Source organism: Pseudarthrobacter enclensis (assembly GCF_001457025.1).
GTDB classification, from domain to species: domain Bacteria; phylum Actinomycetota; class Actinomycetes; order Actinomycetales; family Micrococcaceae; genus Arthrobacter; species Arthrobacter enclensis.
Genome location: NZ_KQ758602.1, coordinates 21,565 through 33,919 on the forward strand (window position 1 = coordinate 21,565; position 12,355 = coordinate 33,919).

Consider the following 12,355-nt stretch of genomic DNA (forward strand, 5'->3'; position numbering starts at 1 on the left):
CTAGCCACTGCCGCCCGCTACCGGCTCCCCTGCCGTCCACCGAAGCGTGCCAGCGGATTGGCCAGCCGCCCGGCCATCTGCAGCCCTCCGGACGGGTCGGTGAGGTCCAGCATCTGCTGGTTGTTGCGCAGCTGCAGCCTGTTGAGGCAGGACAGCTCAAAGTCGGCGGCGAACAGGTCGTGGCGGGCGAACTGGCCGGCAAGCTCCGGATGCTGGTCCTGGTAATCCCGGATGGCGGCCGCAGCGGTTTCCCAGAAGGTGTCCTGGCCCAGCATGCCGTCCTCCTCGAGGAGTGCCGAGAGGAACCGGAAGATGCAGTCGAAGATGTCGGTGAAGATGGCCAGCACCTTTTCGCCGTCCGGGATGGCCGTTTGGATCCGGGCCACCTCCTCCGGAAGGTTCAGCCGGTCCCCCATCACCACGATCTCCTCGGCGATGTCCTTCATGACGGCCCGGACCGGGACGCCGTCCTCGAGCACCAGGATGACGTTCTCGCCGTGCGGCATGAAGGCGAGTTCATAGCTGAACAGGCAGTGCACCAGCGGCACCAGGTACGCCTCGAAGTAGCGGCGCAGCCATTCCGCCGCCGGCATCCCCGAGCGCTCGATGAGGGCTGAAACCATGGGCTTTCCGCTGGCGTCCACGTGCAGCAGCGATGCCATGGTGGCCAGCTGCTGGCCGTCCCGCAGGAGCGGCAGCGGGCTTTCCCGCCACAGGGCGGAAAGCATCTTGCGGTACGGCGAGCCGGTGGCTGACGCAGCCTCGTAGGTCCGGTTGTGGTAGCCGATGGCGGCAATTTCGCCGATCATGGTGAAGCCGCGTTCCTGGAGGGCACCTTCAGCTTCGATCAGTGTCCGCAGCCAGTCGTTGATGGCCGGGGTGGCCTTCATGTACTGCGGTGACAGCCCGCGCATGAAGCCCATGTTCAGCACCGACATGGCGGTCTTCACGTAGGTCCTGGCCGGGACGCTGGTGTTGAAGAAGGTCCGGATGGACTGCTGCGCCTGGTAGGTGTCGGCGCCGGTTCCGAGGTGGACGATGCGCCGCCGGGCGATTTCCGCCGCGAACGTTACCGTCAGCTTGTTTTCCCACTGCCACGGGTGGACCGGCATGAAGTAGTAGTGGTTCGGGTCAAGGCCCTGCAACTCAAGGTCCCTCGCGAATTCCCCTGGCAGGGTCCCGAGCTCGGCCTCCAGGTGGGCCGTGTAGTCCAGGCCTTCGCTGGAGGTGAAGACGGCGTGGCTGCGGTGGACGGCGATCCATTCCAGCTGCACCGGCGCCCCGGTTTCCGGGGCGAAGGAAAGGTAGTCGCTGATGCCGAACCCCAGCCGGCCGTTGTTGGCCACGAAGCAGGGGTGGCCCTCCGTCATGCTCCGCTCGATCGCTTGGAAGTCTGCGGCGGCGTCCAGGCCACCGGTAATGCCCGCAGCAAGTTCGGCGGCCGACGGCTGGCCGGCCCACTGCTTGTAGGCGTAGCTGGCCAGGGTGCTGCTGACCTCTTCGAGGTAGACGGGAAGCATCTGGAGGTTGATGCCCAAGGGCCCGTGGAAGACCGTGATGAACTCCAGCACGTCCAGCGGCGCTTCGGTGCCGTCCTGGAGGTGCCGGAGGGAGGCGGCGTCGATCGACCAGTGCTCCAGCTCAAGGATCCTGGCGGTGAAGCGGTATTCGTGCACTCCGTCCGCGCTCCGCACCCGGTACAGGCCGGCCTCCGGCGCGGCGCCGGCGGGTGCAGCGGCAACGTGTTCCGGCGTGAGGATCCGCTCGTGCGAGAACTCGGCGAGCGCCTTGCGGAGCAGGTGCCGGTTGGCGGCGTCCCAGCGTTCGCCGGAGAGGTGCGGTACGGCGGCCGCTGTGCCGGGCAGGGAAACGGTGGATTCAAGCTGGACGGTCACAGTGCAACTCCCTGCAGGGTGGTGGTCGGGGTTTGGGCGGCGGTAATGTCCGCGGCGTCCCCGCTAACGCGCAGGGCCTTGCGGGCGGCCAGGTAGTCGGCCCGGCTGCAGAAACTCAGCAGGGCTTCCTTGTCCGGCAGGGTAACCAGGCCTTCGGGCTGGAATCCCAGCCGTTCATTGAGGGCGTGGATTTTGGTGTTCCGGGCGTCGGGTTCCACCACCACCCGTTCCACTCCCGGCTTGGCAAAGAGCCTGCCGAGGACGGCGTCCATGACGGCGGTGGTGTAGCCGAGTTGAGGGTCCCCCGGCGGCGGCGCCACCAGCAGGTGCATGCCCATGTCGCCGGGCTGGACGGCGTACAGCCCGGCCAATGGTGACGCGGCGGGAAGGTACTCCTCCATGAGAAAGGCGGGGACGCCGCCGTCGAGCCCCAGCAGGGCGTGGTGGTGGCCGCTGGCCTGGATCCTGGCGTACTCCTCCACCACGTCCTCCAGGTCCGCGGCCAGCATGCCCCAGAAGGAGGCGTAGGGCCGGGTGACCCAGCTGTGCAGCAGCGGCGCATCGGCGCGGGCGTCCAGGCAGCGGAAATCGAACCTCAAGCGGACACCTCCACGGCAACCCCTGCAGGCGCGCCGAACTGTTGGAACGCGATGCTGCGCTCCACCGGGTACACCTCGCGGCCGGTGATTTCCCGGAGGATGCAGGAGTTCCGGTAGGCGCCCATGCCCAGGTCCGGGGAGACAAACCCGTGCGTGTGCAGCTCGGCGTTCTGGACGAAGATCTCCCCCGGCTCCACGCCGGTGCTGTAGTTCCGGTCCACGGCGAACCGGCCGGCACCGTCCCGGGCGATCCGGTCCCCGATGCCGGCGAGGAAGCCGGGTTCCCGGTAGCCGTAGCCGGTGGCCAGCACCACGGCCTCGCTGTCCAACGTGTAGGAGGTGCCCTGTTCACCGTGGCTCAGGTGCAGGACATGGGTGCCGGCGGCGTGGTCCCACTCCGCCGAGATGAGCGTGGAATGCGTCAGCAGTTGCGTGTCCACCATGCCGGTGAGGCTTCGCGTGTACAGGAGGTCGTAGATGGCATCGATCAGGTCTGAATTGATGCCCTTGTACAGGTTCTTCTGCTGCTTGTTGAGCTGGTCGCGCTGCTGCGCCGGCAGGTGGTGGAAGTAGTCCACATACTCGGGCGAGGTCATTTCCAGGGTCAGCTTGGTGTACTCCAGCGGGAAGAACCGGCCGGAACGGGTTACCCAGTTCAGCTGGTAGCCGTGGGCGTCGGCGTCCTGGAGCAGCTCGTAGTAGACCTCGGCCGCGCTCTGGCCGCTGCCCAGGACGGTGATGCTGCGCTTGCGCTGCAGTTCGGCCTTCCGGGCCAGGTAGTCGGCATTGTGGAACACCAGTCCCCCGCCCCCGGCGGCGGAACCCGCCAGGATGCCTTGCGCAGCCGCCGGCACGTACGGCGAGGTGCCGGTGCCCAGCACCAGCCGCCGCGCGTGCAGCACCTCCGGCCCGTCCGGACCGGACACGGACAGCCGGTACACGCCGTCGTCGTACGCCACCTCCTGGACCGCCGTGCCAAAGCGCACGGACGGCAGCTGCCCGGCCACCCACTGGCAGTACTGGTTGTACTCGGCCCGCAGCGGGTAGAAGTTTTCCCGGATGTAGAACCGATACAGCCGGCCGGTCTGCTTGAGGAAGTTCAGGAACGAATAGGGCGAGGTGGGGTCCGCCATGGTCACCAGGTCCGCCATGAAGGGGACCTGCAGGTGGGCAGGCTCCAGCATCATGCCCGGGTGCCAGTCGAAGGAGTCCCGCTGCTCGAGGAAGACGCCGGTGAGGCCCTCCAGGGGTTCGGCGAGTGCGGCGAGGCCCAGGTTGAAGGGGCCGACGCCGATGGCGGCGAAGTCGTGGACGGCGGGGTTCGTGGGGGTGCTCATGCCGTTGCCGCCTTCGCCAGGAGGTCCGCGCCGGTGCTGCGCAGGAGGTTGATGATCTGCGCGATGTCCTCGAGTGTTGCTTCGGCGTTGAGGAGGGTGAATTTCAGGTAATGCCGGCCGGCCACCGTGGTTCCGGCCACCACCGCGTTGCCGGAGGCGAACACGGCGGCGCGGATGGCCGGGTTGAGGGCGTCGGCTTCCTCGTCGGACAGCCGGGCGCCGGTGCCCAGGACCGGGCGGTACCGGAACACCAGGGTGCTGAGCTGGGGCGGCGCGGCGAGTTCGAAGTCGTCGTCGGAGTCCAGGAGGGTTCCTACGCGGGCAGCGAGGTCGATTGCCTCGTCGAAGAGTGCGCCGACGGCGTCCGCACCCATGATCCGGAGGGTCATCCAGAGCTTGAGCGCGTCGAAGCGGCGGGTGGTCTGGATGCTCTTGTCCACCTGGTTGGGGATGTCCGCCAGGGCGGCGCTTTCAGGGTTGAGGTAGTCGGCGTAGTAGGTGATGTGGCGCAGCATGGCGGCGTCGCGGACCAGCAGGGCGCTGGAGCTGACCGGCTGGAAGAAGGTCTTGTGGAAGTCCACGGTGACGGAGTCGGCCAGGCCGATGCCGTCCAGGAGGTGCCGGTAGCGGCCGGACACCATCAGCCCTCCGCCGTAGGCCGCGTCCACGTGGAACCATGCCCCGTAGGCGCGGGCCAGGGCGGCGAGGTCGGCCAGCGGGTCCACCGCGCCGAAGTCCGTGGTCCCGGCGGTGGCCACCACTGCCATGGCGGTCAGGCCGGCGTCGTGCGCTTCCGCCATCGCCGCGGCCAGGGCTGCGGGATCCATGCGGTGGTTGTCCGTGCAGGGGACGGTGACCACCGCGTCGTAGCCCAGGCCCAGCATGGACGCCGATTTCTGCACGCTGAAGTGGCCGTCCTGCGAGGTGAAGATCCGCAGGGTGTCCAGCAGCGCGGGCAGGCGCAGCCCGTGGTTGGCCGGATCCCGGCGGAGCCCCGCCACGGCGTGGTTGCGGGCGATCAGGAGTCCCTGCAGGTTGGACTGGCTGCCACCTGAGGTGAAGACGCCGTCCGCTCCGGCGCCGAGGCCCAGCCGGCCGGCGGCCCAGTCGATGAGGCGCCGCTCGATCATGGTGGCACCGGCGCTCTGGTCCCAGGTGTCCAGCGAGGAATTCACGGCGGACAGCACGGCCTCGCCCACCAGGGCCGGGATCACCACGGGGCAGTTGAGGTGCGCCGCATACTTCGGGTCATGGAAGTAGACGGCGTCGCGGAGGTACACCTCCTCGAGTTCCTGCAGGACTGCGGCGGTGTCCGGCAGCGGGGTGTCCAGGTCCACCGCGCCAACGCGCGCCTTCATTTCCGAGGGCCCGACGCCGGTGAACGGCCGGGTGGTCCGCTCCAGCTTTGTTGCCACGGCGGTGACGCCCTGCAGCACCTGGGCCACGTAGCGCGGCGAGTTGCGGGCATTGAAGAGGTGGTTGGTGGCCCCGAGGGCAAGTTCCACGCGGGAGCCGAAGTCCTGCCCCGGCGGGTCCTGATGGGGTGGGTTGTGGCTGGTGGAGTTGTCCACCCGCATCTCATCAAGTCGGGGCATCAGCGGCACGGATCTTCCTTTGGTCAGCAATTTGTCGAGCATTGCGTAGGTAAGCCTTACTTAGGTTGCCCTTTTAAGCAAACTTTTGTGCCCTATTTCTTTCCAGCCCCGGATTTCCGCGGTTCCCGCCCTGCGCGCGGCGTCATTGACTGGTGTTCCGCGAGGCCCATGCCGCACAATATCCGCCGCCGTCCGAACCTCCCCCTTGACCGCAGGCCCGGACGGACGGCCCGCCGGCGGTGAACGCCTCGGGGGCGCAGCGGGACCGCGCGTGGCTAGGGTAACCGGCGCCATCCCAGTGCGGCCGGCAACGCCAAAGGGGGAAGCATGGAACAGCCGGCAACCGGCGTGGCAGGATTCCGCGAAGTGGACGAGCACGGCAAACCGCAGGCTCCCGAAGCGGGCACTCCCGCGGACGCGGGGAACCGCCCCGGGGGCCCTCGCATCAATCCCTACATCGCGGTGCTGTGGGCGGTCTCCGCAGCACTGCTGGCAGGGGGTGCCTGGTGGATTTCGGCCGGCATCTCGAACTCCGGACCCATCACCGGAACGGCGCCCGCCCTGACCTACCTGGCCATCAGCATGGCGCCGCAGGCCATTGCTGCCGGCCTGGCCATCGCAGTGGGCTTGCTGTTCTGGCACGCACACCAGTGGCGGCGCCGGCACGACTGAGCATGTGCGGCAGCGGGTCCCGGCCTGGGCGCACCGGCCTTCAGGAGGGACATCTTCGCCGGTCCCGGACTTGCCGGGCGGTTAGTAAGCATGCTTAGGTATTGGGGTAAGTGAACCTCCGCAAGCAGTCCGCGGCGGGGCAGCCAAGGCCGGCGGTCCCGTGAAGAAGCCCAAGGAAGAACATGACCGTCGCAACCGAAGACCACTTGTCCGCGTTGGGGGAACGCACAACCGAAGGCCGCACTCCAGCGGTGGCCACCCCGCCCGTGGATATGGGGCTGCTGGTCACCCTGAATTCGAGAATGCACTGCCGCATGCCGATGGAACGCATCGACCCGTCGGCGCTGCCCATCCGCCAGCCCGTCTACGTGGACGGCACGGGGATGGTCCCGCTGGGCACACCGCCCGCCTCCAGCACTGTGGTGACCTACCGCTGCGCCTGCGGTTTCACCATCGACGATCCCGGCCAGCCGGCCTCCGTCAGCGCCCACGCCCTGGCCAGCTGACCCGGCGGCGGCCATGGGCGCCGCCCCGCAACCGGCTACCCCTCCGGCCAGTCCACGAACTGCTCGTAGCCCTCATGCTTGCGCAGGTAGCTTGTGATGAACGGGCAGTGCGGGATGATCCGCTTGCCGGTGGCCACCACGTCGTCCAGTGCGAAATGGGCCAGCACCTTTCCCAGGCCCTTCCCTTCGAACTCCGCGCCGGTTTCGGTGTGGGTGAAGTCGATGTGGCCCGGAAGGTCCCGGAAGAAGGACTGGACAGCCAGCCGGCCGCCCACCAGCAGCTCATACCGGTGGTGCGCATCATTGCGCCTCAGCGTGACATCGGGTGCGAACCTATCCTCGGTGGACAACGTGTTCTCGGTCATGGTTTGACACTGGCACTACTTCACCCCGGTGGCAATGCCCCTGCGCCCCCTCCTGGGCCGGTCCGGCCGCCCGGAGGAGGACCGGCGGGAGGACCGGAGGGGGGACCGGCGAAAGCGCCTGGCGGCTGCCCAGCCCGGCACCGCGCCAAGGATCAGCTGCGCCAGCGCGAACAAGGCCGCACCGGTGCCCAGCAGGGCCAGTGTGAGTCCGCCCAGGGCCGCGTCTGCCACTGGCAGGAAAACCACCACGACGGCGGCGGCGACGGCAGCGGGCTTCCCACCCGGGCCGAGTGCCGCCACCGGAGGCTCTTCCAGCCGCCCAAAGGCCGCGAGGACGGGCACCAGGAGGAGCAGCAGCGCCGGAAGGACCACGGCACGTGCCCACCACCATTCGGGCGTTCCCGAGTCCGGTTTGGGGACCGGCGCCAGCAGCAGGAGCCCGGACATCGCCACCAGCAGGGGCAGGTGCCAGAGGTAGACCGTCAGGGAACGGGCACCGGCCAGCTGCAGCATCCTGCCCAGCCACGGCAACCTCGATGCCGCCCGCAGCACCGGCCGCGCGCACTCCATGAGCGCCGCCTGCGAGATGCCCAGCAGCAGGAGGCACAGGTTGGGCGGGTTGAGGTTCACCAGCATGTTTCCGGTGTACAGTCCAAGCCCCGTCACCGTGGCCAGCAAGGCGTTCGCTGCCAGCGCCACAGCGGCCAGGCCTGAGCGCGGGAGGCCGGACAGGTGGCCGTCCGCCAGCAGGAACCCAAGCTGCTGGACCGCGCACCAGAGGAACAGCAGGTTGACGTTGGCCAGCGCGGGAAAGGCGCCGCGCAGGCAGTCCACCGCCACCACCAGGGCCGTCAGCCCGGCAAAGGTCAGCCAGGGCGCGCGGGCGTGGAGGGCGGCAAGGAACGGGATGTTGAGCTGTGCGGCAAGATAGGCGGCCAGGAACCACAGGGGCATTCCCGCGCCGGCGGCCATCAGTTCCACCACCTGCGGGTGCACGCCCAGCAGCAGCGCGGTGCCGAGTCCCAGGAACATGGCCGCCAACAGGGCGGTGGCAGGCCGCACCAGCCGCAGCAGCCGCGCCCGGACAAACCGGGCAGCCGTTCCACCGTGGGCGGTTAACCGCCGCCATGACTGCAGGCCCGTGATGCCGCCGGTGACAAAGAACAGGGGCATCACCATGAAGATCCAGATGACGGGTTCGAACCAGTCCTGCTCCGCGAGGGTGTTCTGCGTGGTCACCGTGCCGTCGGAATGCAGGACGGGGCTGACCATCATGGTGTGTCCCACCACCACGAGGGCCAGGCAGGCAAACCGGACAAGGTCGATGACCGGATCGCGGCTGCCTGCCGTGTCCGCCTGGCGCCCCGGCGGTAGCCCGCCTGCCTGTCCGGTCATGGGTCCTGCAGTACCCCGGCCCTGTTCACAGCACTATTGTGCGCCCGTCGCCGGGAGTGTTGAAGGACCGCCGCCGCCGCGGGTCACCGCCAGGCCCGGGCGGCCGTCCCTCCACGGGGGCAGCCGGCACCTGTCACAGAGCCACTGCCACCAGGCCAAGGACGACGGCGAGCAGCGGTGTTGCGCCCTGGGTGGCTGCAGCGCGGAGGTACTTGCGTCCGGACAGGGCCAGGACCAGCGCAGCCAGCAGCATGGAGCCACAGCTGGCGAAGACGAGGGTCCAGCCGGCCACGTCCTGTGCCGATCCGTCCGAGCCGAAGGCCACCAGCCCGATGCCAACCAAAGCGCCGATGGCCAGGAACAGGTTGTAGAAACCCTGGTTGTACGCGAGCGGTTTGGTGATCTCCGCGTTTTCCTGGGACTCGATGCTGAACCGCTTCCAAGTGGCCGGTTTGGTCCAGGTCAAGGATTCCATCGTGAAGATGAACACGTGCAGCGCGGCAGCCAGGAAGGCAAAAAGGAGGGAGGCCAGGATCATGGCTCGATCCTAGCCTCCCTCCCCGGAGTTTCCCGGCGTCGTGCGCTTAGCGGGTCAGAGTTGCCAGCGTGGCGCCGGCGAACTCCCCGGCAGACCGGTTCCAGTGCCCCAGGAGCGCCTGCAGGTTTTCGCCGTCGGCGCGGTGCGCCGGGAGCTGCTCCTGCAGGGTAGCCAGCACACCGGTGCGCAGCTCGGTATTGAAGTTGACCTTGCCCACGTTCATGGCCGCGGCCTTCACCAGCTCTTCGGCCGGGATACCGGAGGCACCGTGCAGCACCAGCGGGATGTGGGTCCGCACGGCAATGTCCTGCAGGACGTCCCAGCGCAGCTGAGGCTCTCCTTTGTACTTGCCGTGGACGTTGCCGACGGCGACGGCCAGCAGCTGCGCACCGGTGCGGGCCACGAAGTCCTCCACCTGGGCCGAGTCGGTCAGGCCGGCAACGGAGACACCGGCCTCAGCGGCGGGCTGGTCCGCGGAGAAGGCGCGGTCCTCGTCGCCGGCCAGGCCGCCGAGCTCCGCTTCCAGGACGACGTCGGCACCCAGCAGTTCCCGGGCGGCGACCACCAGCGCAACGTTGTCCTCGTAAGGCAAGGACGAACCGTCGGCGAGGACGGAATCCGCCCCCGCCCCGACGGCGTCGGCCATTACCTGGAGGTCAGAGGCGTGATCAAGCTGCACCGCAACCGGAACGGACGCGGCGTCCGCCAGCCCGCGGAGGGCTGCGATGAGCCGCAGGCCGTTGGGCGTTGCAGCCGTCTTGGGGGCCACCAGCAGGATGACGCCACGGCCGGATTCCTCGGCTGCGCCCACCACGGCAAGCGCGGTGGTGAAGTCGTAGCACGTGAACGCGGGGACGGCCGAGCCCTGCTGCAGGGCGGAGGTGACCAGCTGGTCGAGTTGGGTGCGCATCAGACGCCCAGGCCTCCCACCAGGATCCAGGCCACGAAGGTCAGTGCGAAGCCGGCCAGGCCCAGGACGGTGGTGAGCACGGTCCAGGTCTTCAGGCCATCGGAGACAGTGAGGCCGTAGTAGCGGATCACCGTCCAGAAGCCGGCGTCGGTGACGTGGGACAGGCCCAGGGCGCCGAAGCCGATGGCGATGACGATCACGGCGATCTGCGCCGGGCTGTAGCCGCCTTCCATGACGGCGGAGGTCAGCAGGCCGGTGGTGGTCACAATCGCAACGGTGGCCGAGCCTTGGGCGGCGCGCAGTGCCAGCGAGATGATGAAGCCGAGCGCGATGACCGGCAGGCCCAGGTGGTCCAGGGTGTGGGACAGGGCAGCACCGATGCCGGAGGTGCGGAGGACTTCGCCGAACACGCCGCCGGCGGCCACCACCATGAGGATGGAGGCGATGGGAGGCAGTGCACCTTCGAAGATTTCGCCGGTTTCCTTCAGCGACCAGTTGCGGCGGACTGCCAGCAGGAAGAAGGACAGCGTGACGGCGACCAGGAGTGCGAAGAACGGGTTGCCGATGAAGGAGGCCACGCCGTACCAGTAGTTGTCCTTGGCGATGGTGAGGGTGCCAACGGTGCCCAGGAGGATCTGCACGATCGGAGCGGCGATCAGGAAGATGATCAGTCCGGGCCGGGGCGGGGCGATGGCGGCAGCACCGGGGCCATCGTGGCCTACCTTGACCAGGGAGTCGGAGCCGAACTCCTCCACCTGGGCCTTGACGCCGGGGAGCAGCTCGTAGTCCTTGCGGTTCATGATGCTGGCAACCCAGTAGGACAGGAAGCCCAGCGGGACACAGATGATCAGCGAGATCAGGGTGATGAGCCCGATGTCGGCACCGAAGACGCCCGCGCCGGCAACGATGCCGGGGTGCGGCGGAACTGCGACGTGGATGGACAGCATGATGCCGGCCATGGGGAGGCCGAACTTGATGGGGTGGACCTTGGCGATCTTGGCGAAGGCGTAGACGATCGGCACCAGCACGATGACGCCGACCTCGAAGAACACGGGGATGGCCACCAGGAAGCCGACGGCGGTGAGGGCCACGGCAACGCGCTTGGCCCCGAGCTTTTCGGTGAAGTGCGTGGCCAGTGACTGGACGCCGCCGGAGACCTCGATCATGCGGCCCAGGATCGCGCCGAGGGCGATGAGCAGCGCCACCTTACCCATGGTGCTGCCCACGCCGGTGGTGACCACGGTGAAGATGTCCTTGAGCGGGATCTGCGCGGCAACACCCACCAGGATGCTGACGGCCAGGAGGGCCACGAAGGCCTGGATCTTGAAGCGGATGATCAGCACCAGCAGCAGGGCGATGCCTGCGGCGGCGATGGTCAGCAGCAGCGGGGTGCCAAGTTCCACTGCGGGTTTGATGGCCGGGGCATCGGCCGCCCGCACAATCAGCGGGTTAATCAGATGGTTCACGATGGGGTGTCTCCTTTGACGTGCCAGTCTTCCAGATGACGGGCAATAAGGCGCCGGTTGTTTCCAAGGGGTGTAACGCGGAGGGTACGACGGCGGCGGAGGGGGGACCGCCGCCGTCGTACGTTGGGGGGAGGGTGCTGCAGGGGGTGCTTAGTTGGTGCGTTTGGCGGGGGCCACGACCTTGATGACCGCGGAGTCGTCGGCGGCGGCGAGGCCCTGTGCCTGGCCCAGCAGGTAGAGCTGTTCGGCGGCGGCGGCAACGGGGGCTGCCAGGCCGGCGGCGCGGGTGGCCTTGCCCACGATGCCCATGTCCTTGACGAAGATGTCCAGGCGGGACAGGACCTCGGCGCCTTCCTCGTCGTAGGCCTCAAGGATGCGGGGGCCGCGGTTGGAGAGCATGAAGGAACCCGCGGCGCCGGCCTCGAGGGCGGCGAGGGTCTTGGCCTGGTCCAGGCCGAGCGCGTCCGCCAGGGCGAGGGCTTCGGCGGCGGCCGCGATGTGCACGCCGCAGAGGAGCTGGTTGACGGTCTTCAGGGCCTGGCCGTCGCCGGGGTTGTCGCCCACCACTGTGAGGGTGGAGGCGAGCAGGTCCAGGGCGGGGGCGGCTTTTTCGCGGGCTTCCGGGGAGGCGCCGACGACGATGAGCAGGTCGCCTTCGCCGGCCCGCTTGGGGCCGCCGGACAGCGGTGCGTCCACCAGGTCCACGCCGTATTCGGCCAGCTTGGCCACGGTGGCGGGGATGGCGTCGGTGCCCACGGTGCTGCCGAGGATCACGACGGCGCCCGGCTCCAGGACGGAGGCCACGCCGTTCTCGCCGAAGAGGACATCGTTGAGCTGTTCGCCGTTGCGGACAGCCAGGAGGACTGCGTCGGCGCCCTTGGCCGCTTCGCGGGCGGTCCCGAAGGTGGCGATGCCGGCCTCGCGGGCAAGTTCCAGGCGGGGTTCGGCGATGTCGAAGCCGTGGACGGTCAGCTGGGAAGCCAAGCGGGTGGCCATGGGCAGGCCCATGGCGCCAAGGCCCAGGACGGTGACGGTGTAGTTGCTGGTCATTTGGTTTCTCCGTTGAATTCTTGCGCT

12 protein-coding genes are annotated in these 12,355 nt (G+C 68.5%); 2 read left to right on the plus strand and 10 right to left on the minus strand.

The features are described 5' to 3' along the window. Positions 1-17: 17 nt before the first annotated feature. The 4 genes from AS031_RS10525 to AS031_RS10540 are packed head-to-tail and all read right to left on the minus strand — an operon-like array spanning position 18 to position 5,408. Positions 18-1,895 carry an IucA/IucC family protein gene (locus AS031_RS10525; RefSeq protein WP_058268116.1) on the minus strand — a complete coding sequence of 626 codons (1,878 nt, stop codon included), beginning with the start codon at positions 1,893-1,895 and terminating at the stop codon, positions 18-20. Continuing rightward, positions 1,892-2,494, minus strand: a complete 603-nt coding sequence (locus tag AS031_RS10530) for a GNAT family N-acetyltransferase (protein WP_058268117.1) — start codon at positions 2,492-2,494, stop codon at positions 1,892-1,894. The genes AS031_RS10525 and AS031_RS10530 overlap by 4 nt, the downstream gene beginning before the upstream one ends. Further along, positions 2,491-3,831, minus strand: a complete 1,341-nt coding sequence (locus AS031_RS10535) for a lysine N(6)-hydroxylase/L-ornithine N(5)-oxygenase family protein (protein WP_058268118.1) — start codon at positions 3,829-3,831, stop codon at positions 2,491-2,493. The genes AS031_RS10530 and AS031_RS10535 overlap by 4 nt, the downstream gene beginning before the upstream one ends. Continuing rightward, positions 3,828-5,408: a pyridoxal phosphate-dependent decarboxylase family protein gene (locus tag AS031_RS10540; protein WP_058268119.1), complete on the minus strand. Its 1,581-nt coding sequence runs from the start codon at positions 5,406-5,408 to the stop codon at positions 3,828-3,830. Before AS031_RS10540 ends, AS031_RS10535 begins: the two co-directional genes overlap by 4 nt. Before the next feature lie 345 nt (positions 5,409-5,753). On the opposite strand from AS031_RS10540, the gene AS031_RS10545 reads away from it, so the two are divergent. Then, complete coding sequence (locus tag AS031_RS10545) at positions 5,754-6,098, plus strand: hypothetical protein (RefSeq protein ID WP_058268120.1); 345 nt, start codon at positions 5,754-5,756, stop codon at positions 6,096-6,098. 182 nt (positions 6,099-6,280) lie between these two features. Further along, a complete protein-coding gene (locus tag AS031_RS10550; RefSeq protein WP_058268121.1) occupies positions 6,281-6,604 on the plus strand; it encodes a hypothetical protein in 324 nt (107 codons plus the stop codon). A 35-nt stretch (positions 6,605-6,639) separates the two neighbouring features. Here AS031_RS10550 and AS031_RS10555 read toward each other — a convergent pair whose 3' ends face one another. From AS031_RS10555 to AS031_RS10580, 6 genes are all read right to left on the minus strand, one after another. Beyond that, entirely contained in the window at positions 6,640-6,969 is a 330-nt protein-coding gene (locus AS031_RS10555; protein WP_058268122.1) for a GNAT family N-acetyltransferase, read from the minus strand. Positions 6,970-6,984: 15 nt separating this feature from the next. After that, on the minus strand, positions 6,985-8,364 hold the full coding sequence (locus AS031_RS10560) for an acyltransferase family protein (RefSeq protein WP_058268123.1): 1,380 nt from the start codon (positions 8,362-8,364) through the stop codon (positions 6,985-6,987). Between the two features lie 133 nt (positions 8,365-8,497). Then, positions 8,498-8,902 carry a DUF1304 domain-containing protein gene (locus tag AS031_RS10565; protein ID WP_058268124.1) on the minus strand — a complete coding sequence of 135 codons (405 nt, stop codon included), beginning with the start codon at positions 8,900-8,902 and terminating at the stop codon, positions 8,498-8,500. Positions 8,903-8,948: 46 nt separating this feature from the next. After that, a complete protein-coding gene (locus tag AS031_RS10570; RefSeq protein WP_058268125.1) occupies positions 8,949-9,812 on the minus strand; it encodes a class II fructose-bisphosphate aldolase in 864 nt (287 codons plus the stop codon). Further along, positions 9,812-11,278, minus strand: a complete 1,467-nt coding sequence (locus AS031_RS10575) for a GntP family transporter (protein ID WP_058268126.1) — start codon at positions 11,276-11,278, stop codon at positions 9,812-9,814. The genes AS031_RS10570 and AS031_RS10575 overlap by 1 nt, the downstream gene beginning before the upstream one ends. Positions 11,279-11,428: 150 nt before the next feature. After that, a complete protein-coding gene (locus AS031_RS10580) occupies positions 11,429-12,328 on the minus strand; it encodes an NAD(P)-dependent oxidoreductase (RefSeq protein WP_058268127.1) in 900 nt (299 codons plus the stop codon). Positions 12,329-12,355 lie beyond the last annotated feature (27 nt).

Coding starts and splice junctions, on each gene's coding strand:
- AS031_RS10565 (WP_058268124.1), bottom strand. CDS start 8,902: ATGATCCTGGCCTCCCTCCTTTTTGCCTTCCTGGCTGCCGCGCTGCAC.
- AS031_RS10555 (WP_058268122.1), bottom strand. CDS start 6,969: ATGACCGAGAACACGTTGTCCACCGAGGATAGGTTCGCACCCGATGTC.
- AS031_RS10545 (WP_058268120.1), top strand. CDS start 5,754: ATGGAACAGCCGGCAACCGGCGTGGCAGGATTCCGCGAAGTGGACGAG.
- AS031_RS10580 (WP_058268127.1), bottom strand. CDS start 12,328: ATGACCAGCAACTACACCGTCACCGTCCTGGGCCTTGGCGCCATGGGC.
- AS031_RS10560 (WP_058268123.1), bottom strand. CDS start 8,364: ATGACCGGACAGGCAGGCGGGCTACCGCCGGGGCGCCAGGCGGACACG.
- AS031_RS10550 (WP_058268121.1), top strand. CDS start 6,281: ATGACCGTCGCAACCGAAGACCACTTGTCCGCGTTGGGGGAACGCACA.
- AS031_RS10540 (WP_058268119.1), bottom strand. CDS start 5,408: ATGCGGGTGGACAACTCCACCAGCCACAACCCACCCCATCAGGACCCG.
- AS031_RS10570 (WP_058268125.1), bottom strand. CDS start 9,812: ATGCGCACCCAACTCGACCAGCTGGTCACCTCCGCCCTGCAGCAGGGC.
- AS031_RS10535 (WP_058268118.1), bottom strand. CDS start 3,831: ATGAGCACCCCCACGAACCCCGCCGTCCACGACTTCGCCGCCATCGGC.